The sequence below is a fragment of the Liquorilactobacillus sucicola DSM 21376 = JCM 15457 genome, assembly GCF_000612445.1.
Lineage (GTDB): Bacteria > Bacillota > Bacilli > Lactobacillales > Lactobacillaceae > Liquorilactobacillus > Liquorilactobacillus sucicola.
Window position 1 is genome coordinate 1 of the sequence record NZ_BALC01000003.1, and the last position, 26,883, is coordinate 26,883.

21 protein-coding genes and 1 pseudogene are annotated in these 26,883 nt (G+C 38.2%); 13 read left to right on the forward strand and 9 right to left on the reverse strand.

The window, feature by feature from the left end:
• Positions 1–135 precede the first annotated feature (135 nt).
• The 3 genes from JCM15457_RS05435 to thrC form a co-directional block, all read right to left on the reverse strand.
• Complete coding sequence (locus JCM15457_RS05435) at positions 136–1,146, reverse strand: glycosyltransferase (protein ID WP_034988361.1); 1,011 nt, start codon at positions 1,144–1,146, stop codon at positions 136–138.
• Between the two features lie 20 nt (positions 1,147–1,166).
• Complete coding sequence (locus tag JCM15457_RS05440; RefSeq protein WP_034988362.1) at positions 1,167–2,171, reverse strand: glycosyltransferase; 1,005 nt, start codon at positions 2,169–2,171, stop codon at positions 1,167–1,169.
• A gap of 420 nt (positions 2,172–2,591) precedes the next feature.
• Positions 2,592–4,091 carry a threonine synthase gene (thrC, locus tag JCM15457_RS05445; protein WP_034988363.1) on the reverse strand — a complete coding sequence of 500 codons (1,500 nt, stop codon included), beginning with the start codon at positions 4,089–4,091 and terminating at the stop codon, positions 2,592–2,594.
• A gap of 378 nt (positions 4,092–4,469) precedes the next feature.
• Between thrC and JCM15457_RS05450 the strand changes: the two genes are divergently transcribed.
• The 13 genes and pseudogenes from JCM15457_RS05450 (at position 4,470) to JCM15457_RS05510 (ending at position 19,412) form a co-directional block, all read left to right on the forward strand.
• A complete protein-coding gene (locus tag JCM15457_RS05450; RefSeq protein ID WP_034988364.1) occupies positions 4,470–5,753 on the forward strand; it encodes a homoserine dehydrogenase in 1,284 nt (427 codons plus the stop codon).
• A gap of 19 nt (positions 5,754–5,772) precedes the next feature.
• Positions 5,773–6,651 carry a homoserine kinase gene (thrB, locus tag JCM15457_RS05455; RefSeq protein ID WP_034988752.1) on the forward strand — a complete coding sequence of 293 codons (879 nt, stop codon included), beginning with the start codon at positions 5,773–5,775 and terminating at the stop codon, positions 6,649–6,651.
• A 146-nt stretch (positions 6,652–6,797) separates the two neighbouring features.
• Positions 6,798–8,078 (forward strand): putative glycosyltransferase family protein, encoded by a 1,281-nt coding sequence (locus JCM15457_RS05460; RefSeq protein ID WP_051993306.1) that lies wholly within the window; start codon positions 6,798–6,800, stop codon positions 8,076–8,078.
• Positions 8,075–8,551 carry a hypothetical protein gene (locus JCM15457_RS05465; protein WP_034988365.1) on the forward strand — a complete coding sequence of 159 codons (477 nt, stop codon included), beginning with the start codon at positions 8,075–8,077 and terminating at the stop codon, positions 8,549–8,551. Before JCM15457_RS05460 ends, JCM15457_RS05465 begins: the two co-directional genes overlap by 4 nt.
• Positions 8,552–8,941: 390 nt before the next feature.
• On the forward strand, positions 8,942–9,589 hold the full coding sequence (locus JCM15457_RS05470; RefSeq protein WP_034988757.1) for a sugar transferase: 648 nt from the start codon (positions 8,942–8,944) through the stop codon (positions 9,587–9,589).
• Positions 9,590–9,625: 36 nt separating this feature from the next.
• Complete coding sequence (locus tag JCM15457_RS05475) at positions 9,626–10,402, forward strand: DUF4422 domain-containing protein (protein ID WP_081778199.1); 777 nt, start codon at positions 9,626–9,628, stop codon at positions 10,400–10,402.
• 290 nt (positions 10,403–10,692) lie between these two features.
• Positions 10,693–11,808, forward strand: coding sequence for a UDP-galactopyranose mutase (glf, locus tag JCM15457_RS05480; RefSeq protein ID WP_034988366.1), 1,116 nt, complete (start codon positions 10,693–10,695; stop codon positions 11,806–11,808).
• 3 nt (positions 11,809–11,811) lie between these two features.
• Positions 11,812–13,242, forward strand: a complete 1,431-nt coding sequence (locus tag JCM15457_RS05485) for a flippase (RefSeq protein ID WP_034988367.1) — start codon at positions 11,812–11,814, stop codon at positions 13,240–13,242.
• Position 13,243: 1 nt separating this feature from the next.
• Positions 13,244–14,449, forward strand: coding sequence for a hypothetical protein (locus tag JCM15457_RS05490; RefSeq protein ID WP_034988368.1), 1,206 nt, complete (start codon positions 13,244–13,246; stop codon positions 14,447–14,449).
• A 64-nt stretch (positions 14,450–14,513) separates the two neighbouring features.
• On the forward strand, positions 14,514–15,482 hold the full coding sequence (locus JCM15457_RS05495) for a glycosyltransferase family 2 protein (RefSeq protein ID WP_034988369.1): 969 nt from the start codon (positions 14,514–14,516) through the stop codon (positions 15,480–15,482).
• Positions 15,483–15,722: 240 nt separating this feature from the next.
• Positions 15,723–16,925 carry a DUF2075 domain-containing protein gene (locus JCM15457_RS05500; protein WP_034988370.1) on the forward strand — a complete coding sequence of 401 codons (1,203 nt, stop codon included), beginning with the start codon at positions 15,723–15,725 and terminating at the stop codon, positions 16,923–16,925.
• A 57-nt stretch (positions 16,926–16,982) separates the two neighbouring features.
• Positions 16,983–18,600, forward strand: a pseudogene (locus JCM15457_RS05505) (APC family permease).
• A 197-nt stretch (positions 18,601–18,797) separates the two neighbouring features.
• Entirely contained in the window at positions 18,798–19,412 is a 615-nt protein-coding gene (locus JCM15457_RS05510; RefSeq protein WP_420836007.1) for a L,D-transpeptidase, read from the forward strand.
• A gap of 160 nt (positions 19,413–19,572) precedes the next feature.
• Here JCM15457_RS05510 and JCM15457_RS05515 read toward each other — a convergent pair whose 3' ends face one another.
• The 6 genes from JCM15457_RS05515 to JCM15457_RS05540 all read right to left on the reverse strand — a co-directional run bounded on the left by JCM15457_RS05515 (position 19,573) and on the right by JCM15457_RS05540 (position 26,544).
• On the reverse strand, positions 19,573–20,070 hold the full coding sequence (locus JCM15457_RS05515; protein WP_034988372.1) for a DoxX family membrane protein: 498 nt from the start codon (positions 20,068–20,070) through the stop codon (positions 19,573–19,575).
• Positions 20,071–20,529: 459 nt separating this feature from the next.
• Complete coding sequence (locus tag JCM15457_RS05520; RefSeq protein WP_034988373.1) at positions 20,530–21,393, reverse strand: DegV family protein; 864 nt, start codon at positions 21,391–21,393, stop codon at positions 20,530–20,532.
• Between the two features lie 192 nt (positions 21,394–21,585).
• On the reverse strand, positions 21,586–22,716 hold the full coding sequence (gene menC / locus JCM15457_RS05525; protein WP_051993307.1) for an o-succinylbenzoate synthase: 1,131 nt from the start codon (positions 22,714–22,716) through the stop codon (positions 21,586–21,588).
• Entirely contained in the window at positions 22,717–23,526 is an 810-nt protein-coding gene (menH, locus tag JCM15457_RS05530; RefSeq protein WP_051993308.1) for a 2-succinyl-6-hydroxy-2,4-cyclohexadiene-1-carboxylate synthase, read from the reverse strand. It abuts the gene before it with no gap.
• A complete protein-coding gene (gene menD / locus JCM15457_RS05535; RefSeq protein ID WP_034988374.1) occupies positions 23,526–25,241 on the reverse strand; it encodes a 2-succinyl-5-enolpyruvyl-6-hydroxy-3-cyclohexene-1-carboxylic-acid synthase in 1,716 nt (571 codons plus the stop codon). Before menD ends, menH begins: the two co-directional genes overlap by 1 nt.
• Complete coding sequence (locus JCM15457_RS05540) at positions 25,216–26,544, reverse strand: isochorismate synthase (RefSeq protein ID WP_051993309.1); 1,329 nt, start codon at positions 26,542–26,544, stop codon at positions 25,216–25,218. The genes menD and JCM15457_RS05540 overlap by 26 nt, the downstream gene beginning before the upstream one ends.
• Positions 26,545–26,883: the final 339 nt, after the last annotated feature.

A 26,883-nucleotide genomic window follows, 5' to 3' on the forward strand; every position in this document is an offset into this window, starting at 1 on the left:
AACTATTTAAAGTAATTAATTAAATAACGTATTAATTTTAAATTTAAACAAGTAGCTAAGTTAAATTTAATTGACCTAGCTCTTCTTCTATTCCGCATAGGTGTGTTCCATGAGTAGCATTCTCAGTTCAATAACTTAATCAAAAGCACTTATTGCTTTTTTGATGTAATGACCATTGCGCATTTTTTTACCTATCGAAATAGTTTTCTGACGCATTTTCTTATATTCATCAGGAGAAACATTTTTTAAAATATCGTCTAGATCGTTTAAATTACTTATTGCTATCCCGACGCCATTCGAAACAATAAAGTCAGCTAAGGCTGCTTTGTCCCATATAATAACAGGGATTCCAGAACTTAGATAAAGAGAAACTTTGTGCGGGTTGTTGAATTTCATGTATTCACCAAAAACACTATTACACTGGGATAACTCAGTGCCATCCCAAACCAAGCCAAAATTTTGAGTTAAGTATTTAGGCAGTTCCTCCGGGGAATATGATCCCTTGTAGTTTAATCCATCTGGATAGCTTTTTGCAGGGTTAGGACCATATATATCAATTTCATTCAGCGAGTGCATTTTTTCTAGAAATTCAGATTTCTTGAGATTGCCTGCAAAACATACACTTCTCTCGTAGTCAGAACTTGTTTGGAAGTTCTGCGGGTTGTCATAGTCAAAAACTTCAAGTGGAACCATTTGGGTGGTAACCCCATTTTGTTTCAACCAACTGAGCATTTTTTGATTATGAACAACTAGGCCATCTGCTGCATTAAGAAGTTTAATCTCGGATGCAACATAAGCAGGATCGTTTTTGAAAAGACGGAGAGATTCAACATCATGGATGATGAATACCAAGTTAGTGTCAGGATGTTTTTTTGCATTATTAATTAACTTTTTCATTAGGAACAATGAATAAAATGGATATTGCAAGACGAGTGTGTCAATTTTGCGCCGGCGAAAAATATTCGGAATATCAAAAAGTGAATATTTTATTTTCGTCAATCTTCCAGCTAAGGAAGTAGTTAAAGAGAGTTTTAATTTAATAATTTCAAAATTCTCTTCAGTTAAAAATTTATCAATGTCTTGTTTCGCTTTGGGACCAGCATCATTTTTTTTATTGTCATATATTGAAAGAACATAGTTGTTCATTATGAGAGCCTCCGACAGTATTATATTGTTTTAAGTAGGTTGTTTAGAGCTGTATTCAGGAAAAAACCATTTCGCATCTTTAGACCGATGGATACAGCATTTTTTTTGAACTCAGCATACTCCGCTTCAGTTATCTTATCTAAAATATTGTCTAACTCAGATAGATCACTCACTAAGATACCGAGGTTATTCTTTGAGATAAAGTCAGCAATGGCTGCGTCTTTCCAAATAATTACCGGTACTCCTGTACTTAAATAGAGCGAAACCTTATGCGGATTATTGTAGCGAAGGTAGCTACCATAAGCCCCATCACAAGTATCTATCTTGGGACCATCCCAGACGAGTCCCCAGTTTTGACAGATGTGTTTTGGCAGTTCATCAGGGGAGAATGCCCCTTCGTACTTTGTATTTTCCGGATAGCTTTCAAGTTGGTTCGATCCAAAAATGCTTAAATTATGCCTTAAATTAAGATTTTTTAAAAACACTGATTTGCCTAAATTGCCTGCAAAACAAATAGAGTTATCAAACTTAGGGTTTTCTTGAAAAGGTTGCAGATTGTCATAATCCCAAACCTGCAGATCGACCATAGGGATAGTAATGCCTTTATCGGTAAGCCATTTTTTCATTTTCGTATTAAGAACGATTAGTCCATCAGCAGAATTCAACCTTTCAAGTTCAGCTTTTGTTTCCTGTTCATGACCAGATCCACTGTGGAGACGGAGTGCTTCAACATCGTGTACGAGCATAATAAGTTTGGCATTAGTATACTTTTTTATACTAGTAATTATTTTTTTCATAATGACAGGGGTCCCAGAGGGAAATTGAACAAAGACTATTCCAGGCTTTATTTTAATAAGAACTAGTGGGAGTATGAAAAAAATATATAGGACTTTGGAAATTTTCCCATAGGGAGTGTCAATGACTTTATAATCTAACTTTTTTAAAAATTTATCGGTATCATCTTTTGCTTTGACTCCCCCAGTATTTTTTGCACTATCATGCCACGATAAAATATAATTTTCCATAAAATAATTAAAACCTTTCCAATATCAATACAACGTAAATCATAGTATATCCGTTGCTTGTAACTGCGTACATTATATTACTAGCGTTGCTTGATATCAATTCGTATAGTTAACAAACACTATAATAATATACCATAGAAAATGAAATTGTATATTCACTAAGAGGGAGAGTGCTAAGTGTTGTTAGCCCTTGAACATTAGCTGTGGATTACGAACACGGTCTAATTTGACTATGGTTAGGTTAATCTGTGATTAAGCGTAAAAGATTGATTATTGAAATACGTTAGTTCGTATATTTTAACTTAAAAAGCAAGGAGCTGGGTCAAAAAAATTTGACCTAACTCCTCGCTTTTTAAGTTTGTTGAGCACCTATGCTTAATTAGGTATTCAGGACAACCCACTGATATTTTAAGGTGCAATCTATTCGGGCTTGATACCTAGTATTTCTGCGACAGTTGTCTTCATTAATGCTGGAGCAACTTCACGGTGATGCTTGAGTGGAAGTACGGCGAGGTCCTTGATTGTCTGTGGCAGCGGTGTGCCAGTTTTAGAGTGAAGGGCATCAACCAATGATAGTGGCGAACCAGAACTGTATTCTGCATGAAGCGCAGTAAGTACAAACTGGGGAAACTTATACGGACTAGCTGTTGCAACAACGACCGTTTGGTGCGGATCCGCAGTATTTTTTTGATATTCTTTTGCGACATAGGCAGCAACTGCTGTATGTGGATCGATAGCTGTTTGATCCGCAGTAAAAATTTCCGCAATTTCCTGTCCAGTCTGCTCCTCAGTAGCATAGGCTGCATAGAAGTCTGCTAATTTAGAATGCATAGAATCATCAATTCTATATTTGCCTGTGCTTGTTAATTCATCCATCAAAGATTTTGTTTTGACAGGATCTTCCCCGCTAATATAAAATAGTAGTCTTTCAAGGTTGCTTGAAACTAGGATGTCCATTGAAGGAGAAGATGTTACATAGAAAGGTCTGTTTTTATCGTAGACCCCTTCATTAAAGAAGTCAGTTAAAACATTATTGCGGTTTGAAGCACAGATAAGTTTGTTGATTGGCAAGCCCATTCTTTTAGCAAAATACCCAGCAAGTATATTGCCAAAATTACCAGTGGGGACGCTAAAATTGATGGAATCTCCCTTCTTTATTTTTCCAGCTTTAAGTAATTGACCGTAAGCGTAAAAGTAGTAAACAACTTGAGGAAAAAGACGTCCAATGTTGATAGAGTTTGCGGATGAGAAGCGGAAACCAGCTTGTTCCAATTCTTCATTTAGTTCGGTGTCGTTGAATATTTTCTTAACATTTGTTTGAGCATCATCGAAGTTACCTGCCACACCGACAACAGAAGTATTCTTTCCTTGCTGTGTCAGCATTTGTCGTTCTTGAACAGGGCTGACGCCGTCTTTAGGATAAAAGACAATTATCCTAGTACCAGGAACATCTGCAAAACCAGCCATAGCAGCCTTACCAGTATCACCGGAAGTTGCTGTCAGGATTACGATCTCTTTTTGTAAACCATTTTTACGGGCCGCGGCTGTCATCAGATGAGGCAGCAATTGCAAGGCAATATCCTTGAATGCGATCGTTGGGCCATGGAATAATTCAAGGTAGGCGTTTTTCGCGTGGTAGGTGATAGGGGCGATCTTGGGTGATGCAAAATTAGATCCATAGGCATTATCAATGCAGTCCCTTAATTCTTTTTCACTGAAATCACTGAAGAAAGTCTGCAGGATATGGTAGGCTAACTCGCGATAAGACAGTTTTTCTAAAGCCGACAAAGGCAACTCGAATTTGGGGATGGAAGCAGGAACATACAAACCTCCGTCTGGACTGAGGCCCTGCAGGATTGCTTGAGACGCAGTGACTGTTCGTCCGTTCTTGTCACGCGTGCTCCTATAAAGTACAGTCATAAAGTTTTTCCTCCTTGAATTCTTAATGTTTTTCTCATTAATATAGCATGTTTTACAAGAAGAATAACATAATTGTGGAAGTGATAACAGCTAATCAACAATTCAGATGCATGTTTTTAAGGTGGTCCGTAGTCGGTAAACTTTAGGGATTTTGTGTAAAGGGACAAAATGTGATCAGAGTAGACTATAGCAATCTGTACCTAAATGTAAAAGGTTGGTTATTGAAATGTATTGCTGTATTTAAGGTATGAATCGAATAATGGATGTTTTTTATTTAGATCTCCTATCTGGAATAAAATTAAACTAATTTCATTTACTGATTTAAAAATTAGATTTATATGATAAAATGATTCCATCAGAAGAATTGGAGGATACGACATGCAAGTCATTAATATTGGAGTTTTGGGTCTTGGAACTGTCGGCAGTGGTGTGGTTCGAATTTTACGTGACCATCAGAATAAGATATCAAGCATCACAGGACGAAAATTAGTTATAAAAACAGTCGTTGTTCATGATCTTGCTAAGAAAAGGAATGTTGACTTAGCAGGAATTAATGTGACAGATAAAATTGATGATTTGATAAATGATAAGGATATTCAAATCGTTGTTGAAGTGATGGGGACAGTTACAACAGCTAAAGAGTATATTGAAAGATTATTAAATGCGGGGAAACATATTATTACTGCTAACAAGGATTTAATTGCAACTTATGGATCCGAACTTGCTGAACTTGCGGGAAAGAACAACTGTGACCTGTTCTATGAAGCTAGCGTAGCGGGTGGAATCCCGATTTTAAGGACAATCGTCAATTCCTTTGCAGCTGATCGTATCGTTGAAGTCAAAGGAATTGTCAACGGGACTACTAACTATATTATGACTCAGATGAGTCAGAACCATGTTGAGTATCAAAAAGCGTTGCAATCAGCACAAGAACTTGGCTTTGCTGAACCAGACCCGACAAACGATGTTGAAGGCATTGACGCGGCCTATAAGATGATTATTCTGACACGTTTTGCTTTCGGGATGAATGTAACACTCGACGATATTGAGGTTGAAGGGATCAGCAATGTTGATCTGGAAGACATTAAGCAAGCTAAAGAATTAGGTTACAATGTTAAACTGGTAGGAATTGCAAAACTTATCAATGACCGTATCAAAGTTTCAGTTGGCCCTGTGTTAATACCTGAAGATCAACCTTTAGCAGCTGTTCAAAATGAGAATAACGCAGTACTCGTTACAGGTGCAGCAGTTGGAGAAACAATGTTTTACGGTCCTGGAGCTGGAGAGTTGCCCACTGCTAATAGTGTCTTGAGCGATATTATTGCGGTCACCAAGGACATTGTTTTAGGGACAACAGGCAGCAGGTTTAACGACTTCTCACGTGAAGGAAAACAGGCTTTGGCAACCGAAGTTGTTTATCCATACTATATCTCTTTACGTGTTAAGGATCGGCCGGGACAAATGCTAAAGATCACAGAAGTTATGACTAGTGTTAAAGCCAGTTTTCATCTTATTCTGCAAACAGAACTCGATGATGATTATGCACGTGTGGTTATGACAACGCATAAAATGTCTGAAGCTCAGTTGACGGAGATCCTTGGAGCAGTTGCTGGGCTAGAAGGCATTGATGTAATTGCTTCTTATAAAGTTTTACCAGACTAATGATGGAGATGAAGCCGCAATGCAGATGCAAATTAGAGTCCCCGCAACAAGTGCAAATTTAGGCCCGGGATTTGATTCATTAGGGATTGCAGTTACATTATACCTGACTATTACGGTTAAGGGCAGGACAAAGGAATGGGTCGTTGAACATGATATGGGGGCAGATATTCCCCATGATGAGTCGAATATGATCGTTAAAACAGCTCTAAAAATTCTGCCGACTCTCCCGGCACACTGCTTTAAAGTTGAATCTGATATTCCTTTAGCGCGGGGATTAGGTAGCAGTTCATCAGCAATTGTAGCAGGTATTGAAATGGCTAATCAACTTGGCAAAATGAATTTGACGAATGAGGAAAAAATTCAGCTTGCTACTGAGCTTGAAGGGCATCCTGATAATGTAGCTCCGGCTATTCTGGGTGATTTTGTTGTTTCAACTTTTGTAAAGCAAAAAAACACGAGTATTAAGGGGCATTTTCCCGAATTGCAATTCATGGCATATATTCCGCACACGGAATTGTTAACAACTGAAAGCCGGGAAGTTCTTCCACAACGGTTGCCTTTCAAGGAAGCTGTGAGTGCCGGAAGTATTGGGAATGCCTTGGTTGCTGCTTTATTGACTGGGCGAACAAAACAAGCTGGGTGTTTGATGGAAGAGGATCTTTATCACGAAAAATATCGGCTTAAACTTGTGCCCCATCTAACGAAAATCCGGTCAATTGGACACAAACACAATTCAATGGCGACATATTTAAGTGGTGCAGGTCCAACCGTTATGACTATTATTCCAGGACAAGAGGCCGCCGCTTTTTCACAGGAAATAAGAGAAGCAGGGTTGACCGGTAAGTTGGTGGCGCTTGATGTTGACCGGCAGGGAACTTTTGTTACACATAACAGATAGTGCTAGGTTTAATTAAAGCAGACAGATTTTGTATTTAAAAATTTGTTTGCTTTTTTTGTAGCAATTACTATAATTAGTGTATTTGAGACTAGATAATTGTATATTGCATAAGGTGGTATAATAAATCTTCACGGAGGGGTTCGGTAATGTCAGAATTGAATGTAATGAAGAAAAAAGATCATAGGGGTAAGCTAGAGAATATTTTTATTGTGCTAATTTTTTTAGTTGCCACTGTGATAATGATAGTGCCCTTTTTAGAGACACAACGTATCTTGGCAACTTCTGATTGGGCGTTCCATGCTTCACGGGTTGAACAGATTTATGATAATTTGCGACAGGGAAAGTTGTTTACATATATTGCAACGACAACATTCCAACATACTGGTGTGGGTTCTTTTCTCTTTTATCCGACACTGTTTTTTTATCCTTGGGCGATCCTCAGATTTTATTTTAATCCGATAGTTTCATTCTATATCTGGTATGGGATAGTTACCTTTTTTACGTACATGATTGGCTACCTGTGCATGCTAAGTTACTCTAAAAATAAAATGCGTAGCCTTAGTTTTGCCTTCATCTATGCGTTAGCTCCCTACCGTTTATACTTAGGTGGTTTTGTGTTTGGTGAATTTATTGCGGCAACTTTTATACCCTTAGTCTTTTTAGGACTTTATGAGATAGTATGGAGAGATAGCAAAAAATGGTATATTTTAAGCATTGGTATGAGCTTATTAGTTTATAGCCATATTCTTAGTGTACTTTTGATGGTAGAGCTTCTCGTTGTTGTGGTTGGAATCCTTTTGATTGCTAAGAAGATTTCTTTCCTGCAATTAAAGGCGTTGGCTTTTAGTGCTTTGCTTACGGTACTTCTTTCGTTACCAATCATCATCCCTTTTGTGACAGATTTTATAGGTCATGATATTTTTTCGGCGTATAAAGGAATAGGGATACTAATCAATGGGACTACTTTAATCCAAGATTCATTTGCTAATACATCTGGCACTAGCATCGGCATCGTTCTCTTAGCAACTGTAGTAGTGGGATGGCATGCGACTATAAAGGGTACTCTTGAACGGTACTCCTACTGGTTAGGTATTGTGCTAATGATAATAGCAACTTCTGTTTTTCCATGGGATATGTTTTCTGAGTCTTTTATAGCAACAGTGCAGTTACCTTGGCGATACTTGAGTTACTCGGCTTTTTTCTTGGCCGTTGTCGCATCGCACATACTCGCCCGATCGTGTAAAAGTTGGAATACTAGAACAGCTTTCGTAGTTTTTTCACTAATCTTAGCAGCTGTTGGGCTTCTAGGTTATTTTGGCTCAGTTTCTGGTACAACAGCTAAGATTAAAAAATACGATCAGAATATGGCGTTGAAGCTGCTAATCCCAATAATCCAGTTCAAAAAATACCTCAACCGACACAGTTGAACAAAGAGAATTACCAAAATCAGTTTGGATACGCAGTTGCTTACGGTGAGACCGATTATTATCCTAAAAGGGCTCAAGCAAATAGCAATTATGCTGAGTCGATTGTAAACAATATGGTGGTCATCAATAATAAGGAAATAAAGATCAAACCTACAGCCGCACCTAATTATTTGACATTCAATATAAAACTGGATAATAAAAGTAGGGTTGATCTGCCTGTGGTGACTTACGCACATACTTACGTTTACGTTGATCATAAGAAAGTTCCTTTCTCCAAAAGTAAGAGAGCGACGGTTCAGTTAGAACTGGCTAAGGGGAAGCATGTTGTGACGATAGGATATGCCCCAGGTAGTTTGTATTTTGTTGGCTTGTTTATAGCGGGAATCGGATGGCTTAGTTTAGCAATTTTCTTTACTTTAAAAAAATACAAGAAATATTTTTCAAAAAAGACTACAGCAAAGGCTAGATCTTAAAAAATATTAAAGAATATATAGTTTTTAGATGATGATAGGCGAGCAAGACTAAAGTTAATTATAAATTCAATTGCAAGGAGAGGCGTAGCAGGGTTGAAGACTTTTTGCCTTAGATTTGGTTCTGCAAGAATGGCAAAGCTGTATTTTAAAGCGCTAGACAGGGTAAAATTGCTAAAAAATATGTTTCGTATTATAATTTGTGTTATGCTTGAAGCCAGTCTAAACAGGACGAAAAACAGTGGACAATGGCTTTTCAGCAGACCAAAGTGAATTATTATTAAATGGTCATTAGCATAACTGAATAATTGGCCGCGATGCTATTGGGTTAGTGACGTGATCACTCCGGTTAGTGTGGGTTTTAAAAGTGTATATTCGAAGAGGAGAATTATGATGGCTCGTGAAGCTAAAAAAGTAGGCCAAGGAAATGTCTATCTTTTTATTAAGAGATTGATAGACATTGTTATATCGATAGTCGCATTAATACTGATGGTTCCGATATTCATAATAATGTTTATTGTCTATCGCTTTGGCACAAACAAGGGGCCTTTGTTTTACAAGCAGGAACGGGTAGGTAAGTGTGGTAAGAAGTTCAAGATATATAAATTTAGATCGATGGTCGTAGGTGCAGATGCTAAACTCAAAGCAAATAAAAAATTGTATGACTTGTATCTGAAAAATAGCTATAAGTTACCTAGTGAGTTGGATCCGCGGATCACCAAGTTGGGCAGATTCTTAAGAAAGTCCTCAATTGACGAACTGCCACAATTTATTAACATCTTTAAGGGAGAAATGACTCTGATAGGCCCGCGTCCCATTATCGAAGAAGAACTTAAAGAGTATGGGGAAGACGTTGATAAATTCTTATCTGTAACACCTGGAGCAATGGGCTATTGGCAAGCATCTGGTAGAAGCAATATTGAGTATCCTGAGAGGTGTCAATATGAGCTTTACTATGTTGACCACGCATCTTTTTTATTTGATTTGAAAATTTTGTTTAAGAATATTGTTAGTATCTTCAGAGGAGAAGGTGCTTATTGAATCTTTTCTTCAATTATTTATGAAAGTGGGATATAGTTGAAAGCTGAAATATACATAGTCAGTCATAAAAAGGTAGAGATGCCTAAGGATAAAATCTATGTTCCTGTACAAGTGGGAAAGAGCAAACAAACTTTTGAAGGTTTTTTAAGAGATGATACAGGCGATAATATCTCTGGAAAAAACCCTAACTATTGTGAATTGACTGCACAATACTGGGCGTGGAAAAATCGACGTGCCGATATTAAGGGGTTGGTACATTATAGGCGCTATTTCTCAAATGGAAAAAAGAATTTCTTCAAAACATCAGCTGAAAAGTTGAACGATGTAATGAATGTGCATACACTACAGGCCTGCATGGAAAAGTATGAGATGATTTTGCCCCATAAGAGAAATTACTATATTGAGACATCGTGGTCTCATTATGAACACGCACATCATATAGAAGGACTAAATGTAACGCGAGATGTGTTGCAGGAGCTTTATCCTGAATATGTTCCTATTTTTGATGAGGTTGTAGAGCGTAAAGCAGTGCATATGTTCAACATGTTAATTGCTCGTGGGGACATTTTCGACAATTACACCGAATGGTTATTTGAAATTTTGCCTGAAGTTGAAAAAAGAGTTGATATTTCGACTTATTCAGAGTACGAGAAACGAATATTTGGTTTCATTAGTGAAATATTGCTTGATGTTTGGGTTGATAAGAACAAAATCAATTATACTGAGAAACCGGTGATGTTTATTGGAAAACAGCACTGGGGGAAGAAAATCTTTAGTTTTTTGGCACGTAAATGTGGCTTTGCTCTCAAATAATCATTTTTAAGTGTTAAAATACAAGAAAGCAACTATAGGACAAATGTGTAATATAAATAACTTTATTGTTGGAACTACAGGGCGGATGAATATTCTTACAGAAGCAAAAATTTTTGTTGGAAACTTCAAGTCTTTTATTAAATAGCGGGTTAGAGTGATTTCACTGTCATGAAATGGATAACTGGTTAAAAGAATAGTTATGTCATACATTTTAGAAGAAAATTCTCATTTAACTGTGCTAAAAAAGGTTTTGGGTCTAAGGATTTGAATTGAAAGTGGAGGAATGTTTGATGGCAAAGTATTTAGTAGTGGGAGCGGGTCTGTTTGGGGCAACTTTTGCATACGAAGCAGCAAAGCGTGGACATGAAGTTAAAGTTATTGAAAAACGTGATCATGTTGCCGGCAACATCTATACAAAAGAAGTAGACGGAATTCAAGTTCACCAATACGGTGCACACATTTTTCATACATCTAATAAAACGGTTTGGAATTACGTAAATCAATTTGCTGAGTTTAATCGGTATACGAATAGTCCAGTAGCTAATTTTAACGGTGAGATTTATAATCTCCCTTTTAACATGAACACTTTCAATAAATTATGGGGTGTGGTAACACCGGAGCAAGCAAAGAGCAAAATTGAAGAGCAAAAATCTGTGTTACATGGTAAAAGACCAGAAAACCTTGAAGAACAGGCTATCTCTTTAGTTGGAACTGATATTTATGAAAAGCTGATAAAGGGTTACACAGAAAAGCAATGGGGTCGTTCTGCCAAAGAATTGCCAGCTTTTATTATTAGAAGACTACCAGTAAGGTTTACCTATGACAACAATTACTTTAATGATAGTTACCAAGGAATTCCAATGGGAGGCTACACACAAATTGTTGAAAAGATGTTGGACAACGACTTGATTTCGGTTTCAACTAGTGTAGACTTTTTTGCTGATAAAGACAAGTACCTTAAAGACTATGACAGAGTTGTTTTCACCGGAATGATCGATCAGTATTTTGATTATTGCCTAGGCGAACTGGAATACCGCAGTCTACGTTTTGAAACGAAGGAAATCGATGTTGATAACTTTCAAGGTAATGCAGTTGTTAATTATACGGACTCAAAAACGCCTTATACGAGAATAATTGAGCACAAACACTTTGATTTTGGTAAGGGTGGTAAAGGGAAGACGGTTATTACGCACGAGTATCCTAAAGAATGGAAACACGGCGATGAACCATATTATCCTGTGAATAATTCGAAAAACAACGCTTTATACAAGAGTTATAAGGAATTAGCAGATAAGGAAGCAGAAAAAGTTATTTTTGGAGGACGTTTAGGTCAATATAGATACTATAATATGGATCAGGTTATAGCAGCTGCTCTGAACACCGTTAAAATTGAATTTGGAGAATAGATAATGAAAGTTTTTCGAAACTATTTTTACAATGCAGGTTATCAGGTGCTGGCAATGATACTGCCTCTTATAACTAGTCCATATATAACTCGAGTTTTAGGTAAGAGTGGTGTAGGGATCAATTCCTATACAAATTCACTTATTCAGTACTTTGTCTTATTTGGGAGCATTGGGATAAGCTTGTACGGGAACCGTGAGATTGCGTTTGTTCGGGACGATAGAGAAAAAATGACGGCAACTTTTTGGGAGATACAGATCCTGAAAACACTGACTATCACTGTCTCATATGCTGTGTTTTTGATATCTTTAATGTTTATGCATAGATATCATACATACATGCTAATCCAGTCTTTGTATATTTTAGCAGCTGGGATAGACATTTCCTGGCTCTATATGGGAATTGAAGACTTCAAGAAAACAGTTTTGCGAAATACCTTTGTTAAGGTTTTTTCGATTATTCTAATTTTTACGTTTGTAAAAACACCTAATGATACAGGTATTTATATTTTGATATTGGGTGGTTCGACTTTGCTGGGTAATGCAACTCTGTGGCCATACTTAAGAAAAACGCTGACATCTGTTAAATGGAGTAAGCTTAATATTTTTCAACATTTTTATCCAGCACTATCGTTGTTTATACCTCAAATAGCCATTCAGGTATACCTAGTTTTGAACAAGTCGATGCTGGGGATCATGATCGGGGCGGATTATTCTGGTTTTTATGAAAAAGCGGATAATATAGTAAAGCTGGTTTTATCTTTAGCCACGGCAACAGGCACGGTTATGCTTCCACATGTGGCCAATGCTTTTCATAGAGGAGAGCGTGAGCGGGTGAACCGTTATTTATATGACTCATTCGATTTTGTTTCGTGTTTAGTTGTGCCGCTAACCTTTGGTCTGGCCGCAATCGCATTGAATTTTGCCCCTTGGTTTTACGGAAAGCAATTTACACCAGTCGGATCTGCGATGATTTTAGAGGCAGCTGTGATAACTTTTATTGGTTGGAGTAATGTTGTTGGACAGCAATATTTGTTGCCAACGAATCAGATAAAGAGCTATTCAAGTTCTGTTATTCTAGGAGCGGTAGTAAATATTATCTGCAACGTTCCCTTTATCTATTTTTGGGGTCTGAGCGGGGCGGTTGCTGCTACTGTACTTTCAGAGTTAGCAGTTACAATTTATCAACTTTGGAAAATCAGAAAGCAAGTCGAGCTGAAGCGACTTGCAGTGAATGTTCCCAAGTACCTATTGGCAGGGTTAATTATGTTTATAGCAGTTTTTAAAATTAGCACGATGATTAGATTCAATTTTATGTCGTTAATTTTAGAAGTCACTTTAGGAATATTACTTTACTTAGGACTGCTATTGCTTTTGAAACCAACTATTTTAGACAGGGTAAAACAACTACTTAGGGATAGAAGATCAGGAGGATAAGATGAGAGAGTTGAGCTTGCAGATAACAAATAGATTTGACAGGTTAAATAAATATTTGTTCAGAAAGATGCCCAATATTAATGACAATATTTATATATTGGCTTTTATTATGTGTGTTACTGCAAATTTTATGTGGGGCACAATGTTTATGCGTTTCCACTTGGCTGGATTTTTAAATATTTTAACACAAATTTCGGTAGTGTTATTATTCTTCAAACTACTTATTATTGATAGATTGAGCTGGAAAATATTTCTGCCGGCTGTTTTGTCGTGTGCTTTAGTGTATTACATAAGTGGTCGTGCTGCTGGATTTGGTTTATATTACTCATATATTTTCGTGATTGGGGCAGTTAACGTAAACCTGAAAAAGGTAGTTAAAGCTTTTGTAATAACTATTTCGCTTTATCTAGCAATAACAATTATTTCCGCATTAGTGGGAATAATTCCGAATTTATCATATGGTCGGACAAATAGTGAAGTTGTGCGCTACGCTTTAGGCACAATTTATCCCACTGATTTAGCCGCGCGTATTTTTTATTTAATGCTGGCGTATGCTTTTCTCAAAAAGTTCAAATTTAATATCTTTGATTATGTCGGATGTGTTTTGTTGGCGGTGGGAGCATATGTAGTTACAGATACTAGACTTTCGGTACTTTTGATGGTATTGCTTATTTTGGTGGTTGCAACTTATAAGTACTGTGTCAAAGTTATGCTTTGGATGGGTAATAAAGTAATTACTGCGCTGATGCTCTTACTTACAGCAGGGGGGATTTTGGCAGCTTATTTCTACACTGAAAAAAATCCAGTATTTGAATTTCTGAATAAACTGCTTTCTGGTCGGTTATACTTCGAGCATTTGGCATTTAAATGGTACAACGTTCCTATTTTGGGGCAAATTGTTTATCAGAATGGCAGTGGAGGTACCGACAAAAAGGTAATTAATTATTTCTTTATTGATTCTTCATTCATTCGAGTTTTAATGATGTATGGTGTTGTTATGTTTATAATAACAATGGGAATTATAATTTTCTTATCTCACAGATTTATGCTGAAAAATTGTTTTGCTTTAGAAATAGGATTGATATTGGTAGTCCTAAGCTCGATTATTGATCAACATTTGTGGGAGTTATCATTTAATTTACTTTTTTTGGCGACGTTTTCGAATATTGATTACTTTAAGGAAGATAAGTTAGTTTATCGAAATTAAAATGTGCTATTTGTAAATATATATTTCAAAAAGTTAATGGCTATTATGGTGTAGGGGTGTGTAAATGTCACTTGAAGTAAGTATTATAATGCCTGCATACAATTCAGCTAAGTATATCTGCGATGCTATCATGTCGGTTCAGAATCAAAAAACATCACTCTCAACGGAATTGATAATTGTTGACGATGGCTCGACAGATAATACAGTAGCTATTATTAAGGATATGCAGAAAAGGTTTCCTAGTATAAAACTGTTTGTGCAGGCTAATTTAAAACAATCTGCTGCAAGAAACAAGGGATTATACCATTCTAAGGGTAAGTATATCATGTTCATGGACAGTGATGACATTATGCTCCCAGGGATGATTGAAAAAATGCACAGAGAAATAATACATAAAAAGCTTGTGGTTTGTGGCATTAAAAAGCAGTTTAAAGCGCATGCTGCTCTTGAAGTTGAATCTGTTTTAGAAAATACTACAGAGCAAGATAGGATGATAGCAGCATATCTTACACGAAATAAGGAAATGGATGTTGGGTTGTGGAATAAGATGTTCAGACGCGACATCTTAGATGACCAACGAATGGAAAACGGTAATTTCTTCGAAGATAGTTTGTTTGTATTGGATTACCTACTGAAAATAAAACCGCAGGATATTGGGTTTATTCATGAGCCTTTGTATGTGCTATTTAAACATAGTGATACAACGACTACGTGCTATAATTCCGACATCGATATTCTATCGTTGAGTTATATGGAAAAAGTTAAAAGTCGAATTCAAGAAAAAGGAACATTTGATAATAGGTTTTTTCAGGTATTTGTTGCACGGACTATTCTGCATGTTATTCATCATCATATAAAGTATGATAATGGCTGGGAGCCAAGAAAGCAGATTTCCATTTTAAGAAAAAACGGTTTGAATTATGATATAGAACTTAATCCGTGGTTGAAAAATAAGTATAAAATTGCTTTCTTTTTGGCTATATTCTTCCCTAAGTTATACATTAAACTATACAGAAAAAACATTAATGCTTGATGGAGCAATATAAATAAAAAACTCCGCCTAGGCAATTATGCCAAGCGGAGAAGGGAATTCGTTAGTAACTAACGATAAAAGGATGTTCATTTACTTTGTTAGGGGGAGTAAATGAAGTTGGTTAAATATCATGTTACAGGTACAGTCTAATGCTAATTTATGAAGAATTTATGAAGAAATGTTTCAAAAAGAGTTAAGTTTGGCAGCAAGATCATTTAATGAGAGTCACGGGTGGAAATTATGAACAAGTCAACTAACGAGGCACTTAATAAATTATTAGCGGTGAATCTGACAATTGAACAACAAGATTTAGAAAAACGGCTGCTCCGCTTTTGTAAAAAGCTTCTCGCTGAACAAAAGCGAGGGGTTTTTGTTATTTCTGGAGATGCTGGAACAGGTAAGAGCGTAGTCTTGACTTCCATTTTTGGGACACTTCAAAAACTCGCTAAGGATAAGGCATCACTTCTATACAAAACTAATAACTATCTTTTGGTAAATCATCCTGAGATGCTGAAGCTTTATAGAAATATTGCAGCAGTATGTCCCGGGTTATTAAAGAAGAATTTTGAAAGGCCAACAACTTTTATTAATCGTTCCCAGAAGGAGCAAAGTGAGTCGGATATAGTTCTAATTGACGAAGCTCATTTGCTATTGACAAAGCGGGATCCTTATAATCATTTCAAACAAGAGAATCAGTTGCAGGAAATCATAAAGCTTAGCAAGATCGTTATCTTGGTTTTTGATGAAAAACAGGTTTTAAAGGGCAAAAGCTATTGGAGCAATGATAAGCTCAAGCGACTTGTTGCTGCAAAAAATGTCCAATACTACCATCTGACAGAGCAATTTCGGGTTAAAGCTGGGGAAGATGTCAAAGATTGGATTAAAGAGCTTGTTGAAAAACGTATTTCTGCACCACCCGCACCCCAGAAGTTTGACTTTAGGATTATGAATGATGCACAAGAAATGTATGAGCTGATTAAACAAAAAAATAGTACAGTCGGCTTAAGTCGTATGCTGGCAACTTATGATTTTCCATACCGGTTGGACGGACAGGATTATTATGTGAACACTGGTGATTTTAAATTACGTTGGGATAGGAACCAGCCACAAGCACCATTGCCGTGGGCTGAACGGAAGGACTCAATAGCTGAAGTAGGGTCTGTTTACACTATTCAAGGATTTGACCTTAATTATGCAGGTGTTATCCTTGGCCCTAGTGTGCGGTATGATGCTGTGCGCGACTGTCTTAAAATATGCCCTGAGGCCTATCAAGATCAGGCAGCTTTTAACGGTTTAGCTAAGAAAAAGAACGCATTTGTGTTAAAAGAGCGACTGATTTTAAATTCGATAGACGTTCTCTTAACGAGAGCTCGTTTGGGAATGTATATCTATGCAGCAGATACTGCCTTGCGCACACGATTACTTAAAGGATATTCAAAGTAGATGATAGAGCGGTGTAACTTGATTTGAGAATTGCTTTCTAAGCAAGGAAGAGAAAAAATGGATAATTTAGAAAATAACAGGCATTATATTAGCTGGCCAGTGTTGGCATGATGGCTTTTGTTACAGTTATTGGTTTTGATGATATAATTTATAATTTTAAGAATCAGGGTATGGGTGTTATTACATCATGGGTTTTAATGCTCTTTTTGTATGTGATTCCATATTCATTAATGGTTGGTCAGTTAGGATCGATTTTTAATAAGGAAGGTGGCGGTCTAAGCTCGTGGATCAGGGGAACAAATGGTGAATTCCTAGGCTATTTCACGGCGTGGACTTATTGGGCCGCATCAATTCCCTATGTGGTCGATACTGCTAACTCGGTTGTTGTTGGTTTAGGCTGGGCAATTAAAGGCAGTGGAAAATTTCAAGACACGATGTCGAATGGCCAATTTGCTTTGTGGACTTTATTAGTATTTGTTGTTTTCATTGCGATTCAGTCACGATTTAAACGTTCCTTGGAACTACTGAGTTCGATTGGCGGAGTTGCTATGTTTGGAATGACTGTTTTGTTTGTTATCATGCGCTTTCCTCCTTAGGTATGGGTGGGCATATTGCAACGCAGCCAATGAATCTTGGGGCTATTGTGCCTAAATTTGATTTAAAATACTTAACAACAGTTGGGTTGCTGATTTATGCTGTTAACGGGTGTGAACTCATTGCGCCATTTGTGACTAAAATGAAAAATCCGCGCCGAGAATTTCCTAAATCAATGCTGATGTTAGTTGTGATGACGGCTTTTTTAACAATTTTTGGATCATTCTCACTGGGGATTTTCTTTGATGCACATCATTTGCCGTATGATCTCAAAATGAACGGATCCTATTACGCCTTTCAAGCGCTTGGACAGCAGTATCATGTTGGCAATTTATTCATGTATCTATTCGCTTGGACAGAAGTTATTTACCTAGCAGCTTTATTAGCAGTTCTATTAGATGCTATGACACGAATGTTAGTCGCAGATACAGGTCAAAAATATATGCCACGCTTTCTGCGCAAAACCAATCAAGCTGGACTGCCAATCAACGGTTACCTGCTGACGTGCTTTTTGTCTGGGTTCATTCTATTTCTGGGTGTTTTCTTGCCTGAGATGAATGATGTTTTTAATTGGCTGCTTAATTTGAATGGCATTATTTCTCCAGGTGTCACCTGCTGGATCTTTTATGCTTTTATGCGTGTTCGCAAGGATCCCAAACGATATCCATCCCAGTATGTTTTTATTAAGAATAATAAACTGGCGTGGTGGGTTGGTTTTTGGGCTTTGGCAGTGACTGCACTCGCAACAGTTTTTGGCATCGCCCCCCAAGATGTTACCGAATTCAGTGCACTATGGTGGCATGAACTGGTTATTAATATTGTTGCGATTGCTGTTTTGATCGGCTTAGGAGGTATTTTACCACTGGTAACAAAACGTGAAGAAAAGTACGGTACGGCTTTCAGTAAACTTCAGTGGATTACGATGCTGCTGAGTGTAGGCATAACTATTATCTTGAGTGTTTTTGTGGGAAGCACACAGCTGGCTGAACGAAATCTGCTCGTCGTAGGAATTGTCTTGTTGGGGCTTGTAATTCTTTGTATGATCGGTTGGAAAAAACCCTATAAGAATAAGAAACCTTAAGTAGTTGCAATTCATTGCAGTTAGCTTGAACTTAGCTCGCAGTGAAGCTATTATTAGATCGTAGCAGCTGTGTGATAATAATTATCGTAGCTATTAGATGTAATTGTGTGAACTAAAAGTTCCTTGCGTAGCTCTTACGTTGATGAATAAACATTTAAAACAATGGGCTGCAAAACGGGGAGGCGATAAAGATGAGGCTGAGTAATAGATGGCGGTACTTGATTTCGGGCAGTGTTATTATAATGTTGCTGTTTTTTGCTGGTAAAAACCTGCAATTCGTTAAGCAGCAGCATCATAAGGAAACTATAGAGGCAACGGCAGTTGAAAAGAAAAAGACAGCAACAGTTAAAAAAGCGAAAAAACAGCGGAATATTGACTGGCGGGCGCCCTCAATGAAAAAGGCATACCCGCAAATATCTGCACATCCGGATTTGTGGATACATGTGTCGCTTGAGAAGCAGCGCGTTTATCTAATAGATAAAGGTAGACGGCTTTATACGATGTATGCTTCCACAGGTAAACCTGGAAAGACTGCTACTCCTAGAGGTGTTTATCATATTCAGGGTGAGCGTGGTGATTATTTCTATAGCCAGTCTGAAAATGAAGGCGCGTATTATTGGGTTTCGTGGAAGAACCATGGTGAGTTTCTCTTTCATTCTACCCCAACAGATGAGCAGAAGAATTTTATCAAATCAGATGCCGCTGCTTTGGGTAAACGGCCTTCATCGCATGGATGTGTGCATCTGACAGTTGCTGACTCCAAATGGATGTATGAAAATATTCCATATGGAACTAAGGTTGTTATTGACTAATTCATAAAAAGTAACTAAACCAACTATCAAGAACTCAGTTCAAGTCTGAAGCCCTGATAGATGGTTTTTTTGTTGCACCAAAAAGGTCTGCGATGTCTGCTCTGAGAACAGACTTTTTAACAGACCTTTAAGTATTATGTTGTGGCTTAAAAATATTCAGTTACTGACCAACTGTTTTTTCCAGAAAAGGTATTTTTCTGCGTAGAAAAGGAATAATAAAATAGTCTAATCCCAGTTTGGAAGCATTGAATCCAGCGACAAGGATGATAAACTCTAAAAAGATATATTGCGGATTCACTGAAATAGAGCCTGCAAGCAGGTAGCTGAAGTTCATTAATAGGGCAAAAAAAGTCGCAGTTGTTGCAAAAGCACCTAAAATCAAGCCGATACCAATAAAGATTTCGCCCCAAACAACAAGAAAATCAAACAAATTTACGTTCGGCATAACAAAGTTCCTTAAAATCTCTGTATACCAACCATAAACAGGCTTTCCATCAACACCTAGTACCGGATTCTTAATCCCATTTTCAATGAATTTCTGTGCGGTGAAACCATGTAACTTCTCAATTCCAGATGTTAGCCACAGATAGCCGAGATATACACGGATAATTGTTGTTACTACTCTTCCGCTAAGTGATTGGCGCAGCCATTTTACCATAAAATCCCTCCTAATGTTTATTTAGAATAATCGCTTACATTTAGTTATTTTAAATATTAAAGTAATTAAGTGCAATTATTATGCTCAGTAAAATGCAAACTCAAAAACGTGGATATGCGAATAGCTGGCAGGTTTTGAGCTTCAACTGTAATTAAAGAGCATAACCAAGGCTCTATGGTAAATATTTCATTCTTAAACCGACTATAATATAAGATAAAACAAGGGGGTGTGAACATAAATCGATAATATTTGAGTACTGAAGTCAGATTACGAACATAGCGCTTTTTGCGATGAGTAATTCTAAGTTAGACAGAGAAGTTTGCCATATAGAACATGCTTATATAAAAAAACGGGTCAAAAATTAAATTTTGATCCATTTTTTGTATAAAATCGGATTTAGTTTTTCTATTTATCTTTTTTTGAAGTCATTTTCGCAAATAGCAACTCACCATAAATGAATTAAGCTTCTTGTGGTTCAGGTTTTTCGGAAAGAGTAATTATGCCGACAGCGTTCAAGCCCGTGTGCGTCATAATGATAGGGCTTGTCAAACGAGCTAGATAATTGGCTTTGCTCTCGGTTGGTAGAATAATATCTTTTAAACGATCAAGGAACTCATTATCGACTCCAACATGTGAAAGTGACAAGTCAAGGATTTTGTTGTTTTGATGAGCTGCGGCCACCTGTTGGCAGAACTTCAAAAACGTTTTGCGGCTGCGGCCTTTGACAATGACATCAAGACTTTTATTGTTAAGTTGAACGATAACTTTAAGGTTAATCAGCTTAGTTACAGCACCAGCAAAGCGACTGATTCTTCCACCCTTCACAAGGCAGTCCAAGTTATCTATCAAAACATTGATACGGGTCCGTTTGTAGATATCGGCACAATGCTGTTTGATTTCAGCGATAGTTTTACCAGCTGCAATATCGGCAGCAGCGCCTAAAACTTGGAATGCAAGCCCACGGTCAGTTGACTTGCTGTTGATAACCGTAACTTTGGCCTTTGACATCTCAGCGGCCGATTGAGCAGTATTGAATGTTCCGCTAAGGACGTCAGAAATAGTAATAACTAACACTTCACTGCCGTCTGCGCCTAACTTGTCATAGAGTTCGACAAATTTTCCTAATGGCGGCTGGCTGGTCTTAGGATATTTGCCGGCGCGTAAATTGTCGATTAATTCTTGACGGGTGATATCTTCCCCGTCAACATAGTTCTTACCCTCAATTTCTACAGATAGGGGAACAATATGGATATCATTTTTTTTCACTTCTTCAGGTGTAAGTTGAACAGATGAATCTGTCACAATTTTAATTGGTGTTGTCATATTAATTAGCTCCTTAGTTGTTTCTAACGATCTTAAAAAAAACATCTTTCTACATCATTATACACCATATGGTTTTTCGTTCAATAAAACATAAAATGTAAGTCTAGGTAATGTGCACCTGCACTACCGTAATTATACCAGAAACCTCTTTCAATGCCCAAAATTAAAATAATAAATTTGAACCAGTTGGTTTTAAAGGTCCCTTTTTAAAATATTAGGTTGTTTCGATAGTTGCTGGCGGATACTTTCCTTCAAGGTTACTCCGATTCCACTGGCGTGTGGTAAAGATAGTGTGCCGTTTTTTAGATGGAAGTCTTCGGTGATAATGTCTGTTTGATAGTAACGGTCAGATGCGGAAATATCGCCTGGAAAAGTTAGGGGTGAAAGACTGGCCAAGGCAAGATTGGTTGCCCGCCCGATTCCTCCTTCAAACATTCCGCCACACCATACAAGCAGATGATGTGCCTTGCAATAACGAATAATTTTAAGGGCATTAGCAAGGCCGCCAACACGAGAAAGCTTAAGATTAATGGCTTGTGCGCTTCCAAGTTGGTAAGCGGTTCGCACATCATTTAGTGAAAAGATGTTTTCATCGAGACAGAGAGGAACATGTAGTTGTTTCTGTAGTACAGCGTGTTCGACAAAGTCTGTCACGGCAAGTGGTTGTTCCAGCATGACGATGTCTGCTTCTTCAAGTTTCCTGAGTTGAGTAGTATTTTGCAAAGAAAAGCTTGAATTAGCATCCAGCATGAATTTCAATTCAGGAAAATACCTGCGTATACTGCAAAAAGACTTTACTTCAGAAATGCTTGTAACTTTGAGCTTAATTCGCTTGTATCCCATTGCGGCAGCTTGAGTGATGGCAGCAATCATTTTTTTAGGCTGAGTCTGTGCACCAAGACTGATACCGACAGGGATGCACTGTCGACTAGGCAGATGAGAATGTTCAGCAAGAAGTTGAGCCAAACTTTTTTGCTCGCGCTTAGCAAATAAATCCCAAACTGCTGTTTCAAGTGCCGCCTTTGCCATTTGATTCCCTTGAACAGATATAAAAGCTCTTGTGACATCTTCTGGAGCACACAGCTCTTGTTTCTTCAACAGTGGGAGTAAGTGTTCACAGATGATCAGGCGTGCGGTCGCTTGAGTCTCAGAAGTATAATTAGGTTGTGTGAAAGCTTCAAGTTCGCCATAACCCCAAGCCCCATCATCTGAGCCGAGTGCAATGATTGTTACTGGACGTAGATTAATAGTTTCGTGTGCAGAGCGAAAAGATTTTTTTAGTTTTAGATTGTAAGGCAGTATTTTGGCAGTGCTTATCTTCAACTAGATTCCCTCCAATTCAACAATTTCAGCTACGGTGCGCGGTTGTTCAAGATGGACATTATGACCTGCTGCATGAATGAGATAACGTTGTCCTTGTGGCAGCAGTTTCTGCATTTGTGCTGTTATCTTAGTATATTTGGGATCAAGTTCTCCTGCCAACAGAGTAACTGGTAGTTTTAATTTTTTAAGCTGTGGCCAGTAATTTGGCATTTTACCTGTACCCATTCCAAGTAAGCTGTTAGCTAGGCAAACGCTATCCTGTTCTAGACGCTGCTGTTGAATAAATTTTCTTTGTTTTTGCGGCAGTCGTTTTTGTGAAGAAAAAAGAGCGAGTTCTGACCAAAATGAAACAAAAGCGGGTAGTCCGTCTTGCAACAATACTTGCGCCAATCGCTGGTCATGTCTGCGCCGCTTCAAACGTTCAGTTAAAGTCATGAGGCCAGCTGTGCTGCTTTCTAAGACCAAGTGTTTTATAAGTTCGGGATGCTTTAATGCCAACCCAAGTGCTAAGCGGCCGCCCATTGAATACCCCCAAAGATTGACTGGAGGTGCCATTTTTTGTTTTATCAAAGTAGCTAAATCACTTATTTGGTATTCAATAGAAAAACGCTCATAAGAAGACTTAGTCAAGCTCTTTCCATGTCCGAGCAGGTCAGGAAGCAGAATAGGTCCATTCAAATAAGGAACAATTCGATCAAAATCATGGTGACTACCCATAAAACCATGAAGTAACAGCCATTGTGCGTGTGAGTTGTCAGTGGTAGGTGCAGATGTAAAATAGTATTTCTCATGATTAAGGACAATCTCCATTAATAAAACTCCTCAGATAGTTTTTGCTTGATTTGCTGAACTGTGTTCTGATGCTGTTCAACATTGGCAGCACGATCGGTAATAACCTCGATAATTTCTAGTCCATGAGGGGAGTGTTGGAGCTTTTTTACAAAATCAGCACTATTTTGAATTCTGGTATATTCAGCGTGATAAAGAAGTGCTGTCTGTTTTATGGACAGGTTTTGCGGTGTTCCAAAGACTGTTTCGAAGTCAGTGCTGCCAACTTGCGGAAGAAATGAAAAAATACCACCGCCGTTATTGTTAATTACAATAATGCGCAACTGCAAGGCATAACGGTATGCCATCATCAACCCATTCATATCATGAAAAAAGGCCAGATCCCCAATTAATAAGACGTTATTTTGAAATTGACTGCTCATTCCTAGAGCGCTTGAAATAACACCATCTATTCCATTTGCACCACGATTACAGTACAGGTAACAGAACTTGGTCTGTGGTAGATAGTAACTGTCAATATCACGAATCGGCATGGAGTTGCTGATGAACAAGTGAGTGTTAGGTGCGAGTGCTCGCTCCAGCAGATGTGGCAGCAGGGCTTCGGACACGACCTTTTGGGGGCTTGTGCTATCCCAACTTCTTTTAATAATCTCTTGAGCTTTGCTCCATTGGCTGAGCCAACTTGGTTGCGCAACAGGAGCAGGGCAGTTTTCAAAAAAATCAGCTTCGGAAAGCGGTAAAAGTTTTGTGGTAGTTTCAGTATAATCATTTAATTCGCAGTTTGGGTCAAGGTAGTAGGTTGGTACTCTGAGTTCTTTCAGCCAAGAGGCAAGACTTGCTGAAACAAAAGTTCCTCCAAAGCGAATAATGATCTCGGGTTTGAGCATTTTTAGAATTGAGTGCTTGGTTTTCAGCAGAATATCATAGGCCGAGATAATACAGTTTGAGTCGTATCCACGCAATTGACTCAATGGATCAGCAAGAATTGGCCAACCTGCATTTTCAGCCCAACGCAACAGAGAATTAGCGGGCATGTCTATTTCGCTGGGCCCAGCAATAATAAGGCCGCGTTTGCCTGCAATTTTTGTGGTCAGCGCAGTAAAATCAGCACTGGTAAGACTACTTTTACTTGTTAAACGATCAATTTTCTGCGGTATGTTATTAGTTGCAAACGAGAAGGGGAGCCGTGGCATTAATGGTTTGCGCAAGGGCAGGTTTAAGTGAACAGGTCCGCAAGGCAAACTGGTAGCCTGAATGACACTTCTTTGAACAATGAAATTGGTATAGTGGCATTCGGCGGGATCATCTGAAGCGAGCGGAAGTTGCCAAAATTGCTTGACTTGCTGCCCATAGAAATGATCCTGATCCAGTGCTTGCGGTGCACCAATTTTGGTCAATTCTGGCGGGCGATCAGTTGTCAGCACAATCAAAGGAATATGTGATGAATTGGCCTCACAAATAGCGGGGTAAAAATTCGCAGCTGCGGTTCCCGACGTACATAAAAGCAATACAGGGCGAGCGGTCGTTTTTGCGATGCCCAAAGCAAAAAAAGCGGCCGATCGTTCATCGATGTCAACGTACAGCTTGAGTTTATTCTCACGTGCCAACTGTGCCAATCCTAGAGCTAATGGTGTGGAACGTGAACCGGGTGCCAGGACAGCAGTCTGAATGCCCTGAAGTAATAGAGCGTTTAAAATAGTTGTTATTTGGTTAGTTAATGTTTGTGTATTCGTCATTTTGATCTCCTAAAACACGCAGTAATGGCTGGAATTTCAACTGAGTTTCAGCTGCTTCATTTTGTGGATCTGATTCTGAAACGATACCTGCTCCGGCAAATAAATGTGCGGTTTTTCCGGTCAGCAAGGCAGAACGGATGCCGACGGCTAGTTCACCGGCATTATCAAATTGAAGATATCCCAGTGGACTTCCAAAGAGCCCACGTGTTCCTGGCTCGACCTGTGCTATTTGCCTAAGAGCTTTTTCCCTTGGTAATCCTCCTAGCGCTGGGGTAGGATGTAGGTCGCGCAATACTTTGAATAATTCAAAATGCCCGTCAGCCATGATGGGAGTGTAAAGATGTTGGACATTAGGATTTTTAAGTAATTGCGGTCTTTTCGAACATCTGACAGTTAGATTATGCTTTTGGAGGATGGTTTTGATCGTTTCTACAACATATTTTTGTTCTTGCAGATTTTTGTGGTCCTGTAGAAGTTTGTTCCCCAAATAGTCATCTTCTTTTCGATTACGTCCGCGCTTAATAGTTCCTGCGACAGCTGCTGTTTGAAATTGATTTTCCTTGAATTTACCAAACCTCTCAGGAGTTGAGCTGATAAACGAACCGTTAACGGTCTTTAGTAAAATATGGTAGGTCTGTGGTTGCGTCAGGGTTAGTTTTCGCCAGACAGCAAGAGAATTAATTGTGTCACTGAAATTTGCTTCAAGTGAACGTGCCAAAACAACTTTGTCCAGTTGCTGCCGCTTTATTTGTGCAGTAGTGGCAGATACTGCAGCTGTCCATTGGGCTAGTGCTGTATCATTTTGCATAAGTGTCTCATGGGATGTCAAAGACAAGGGATGCCCCGAAACAGCTTGGAGTTTTTTTGCAAATAAACGGCTTTCTTTTTTTAATGTTGTGGAGTCAAGACTACAGGTAATCAGCTCGGTGTTATTGCCAGATTTAATGACAGTATACTTGGGTAGGAAAAAATATCCTTGTCCCAGTTTGCCCCAAAAAACGTCTTTTCCAGCGGAATTTGGATCAAAAGAGAAGCTGCCTACTAGAGCGAGATGCTCAGCCTCTGCCTTCTCGCTATTGGTTAAACGTTTTTTTAAACTTGACTGCCATTCTTTTAGTGCGTCAAATTGATTCTTACTCCTATCAAAATAGTATTCTGCAACTGCTCCATAGGCCAAACGGATCGTATTATTTGAAGGTGCCTGAAAAATGAAGGCAGTTTGCCATTCGGTCATCAAGGACAGCATTTTTTTTAACTTTATATTGGGTAATTCAATTTTTGAATAAAAAATAGATTGGTTCATTGGTTCTCTCCTTGTCGAATACATTTAAACTTGCTCAACGAGATCCTCACTAATATGAGAAGTAAGGAAGCAGTGATTACAACATAGATTTTAGCATAATTCCCAGCATTTGCCGTTAAGTGTTGTCTTTTTGTAAAAGGTTTCATTGCTGTTGTAGCTATGAGTTGCATAAACTACCCTTAATGTTGTTTTTTGCAATGAGTTTAAATATGAGCTGAGACGCGGTTAAAAGAAAAATTAGATTAAGACTTACTGTAAATAAGCAAAGTAAGCAAAAATCAGCTTACAGAATGAGACTTTCGGTAAGTACATTAACTTAAGCATCCATGGGCTCTCTAT

Coding starts and splice junctions, on each gene's coding strand:
- JCM15457_RS05435 (WP_034988361.1), bottom strand. CDS start 1,146: ATGAACAACTATGTTCTTTCAATATATGACAATAAAAAAAATGATGCT.
- JCM15457_RS05440 (WP_034988362.1), bottom strand. CDS start 2,171: ATGGAAAATTATATTTTATCGTGGCATGATAGTGCAAAAAATACTGGG.
- thrC (WP_034988363.1), bottom strand. CDS start 4,091: ATGACTGTACTTTATAGGAGCACGCGTGACAAGAACGGACGAACAGTC.
- JCM15457_RS05450 (WP_034988364.1), top strand. CDS start 4,470: ATGCAAGTCATTAATATTGGAGTTTTGGGTCTTGGAACTGTCGGCAGT.
- thrB (WP_034988752.1), top strand. CDS start 5,773: ATGCAGATGCAAATTAGAGTCCCCGCAACAAGTGCAAATTTAGGCCCG.
- JCM15457_RS05460 (WP_051993306.1), top strand. CDS start 6,798: ATGTCAGAATTGAATGTAATGAAGAAAAAAGATCATAGGGGTAAGCTA.
- JCM15457_RS05470 (WP_034988757.1), top strand. CDS start 8,942: ATGGCTCGTGAAGCTAAAAAAGTAGGCCAAGGAAATGTCTATCTTTTT.
- glf (WP_034988366.1), top strand. CDS start 10,693: ATGGCAAAGTATTTAGTAGTGGGAGCGGGTCTGTTTGGGGCAACTTTT.
- JCM15457_RS05485 (WP_034988367.1), top strand. CDS start 11,812: ATGAAAGTTTTTCGAAACTATTTTTACAATGCAGGTTATCAGGTGCTG.
- JCM15457_RS05490 (WP_034988368.1), top strand. CDS start 13,244: ATGAGAGAGTTGAGCTTGCAGATAACAAATAGATTTGACAGGTTAAAT.
- JCM15457_RS05495 (WP_034988369.1), top strand. CDS start 14,514: ATGTCACTTGAAGTAAGTATTATAATGCCTGCATACAATTCAGCTAAG.
- JCM15457_RS05500 (WP_034988370.1), top strand. CDS start 15,723: ATGAACAAGTCAACTAACGAGGCACTTAATAAATTATTAGCGGTGAAT.
- JCM15457_RS05515 (WP_034988372.1), bottom strand. CDS start 20,070: ATGGTAAAATGGCTGCGCCAATCACTTAGCGGAAGAGTAGTAACAACA.
- JCM15457_RS05520 (WP_034988373.1), bottom strand. CDS start 21,393: ATGACAACACCAATTAAAATTGTGACAGATTCATCTGTTCAACTTACA.
- menH (WP_051993308.1), bottom strand. CDS start 23,526: ATGGAGATTGTCCTTAATCATGAGAAATACTATTTTACATCTGCACCT.
- menD (WP_034988374.1), bottom strand. CDS start 25,241: ATGACGAATACACAAACATTAACTAACCAAATAACAACTATTTTAAAC.
- JCM15457_RS05540 (WP_051993309.1), bottom strand. CDS start 26,544: ATGAACCAATCTATTTTTTATTCAAAAATTGAATTACCCAATATAAAG.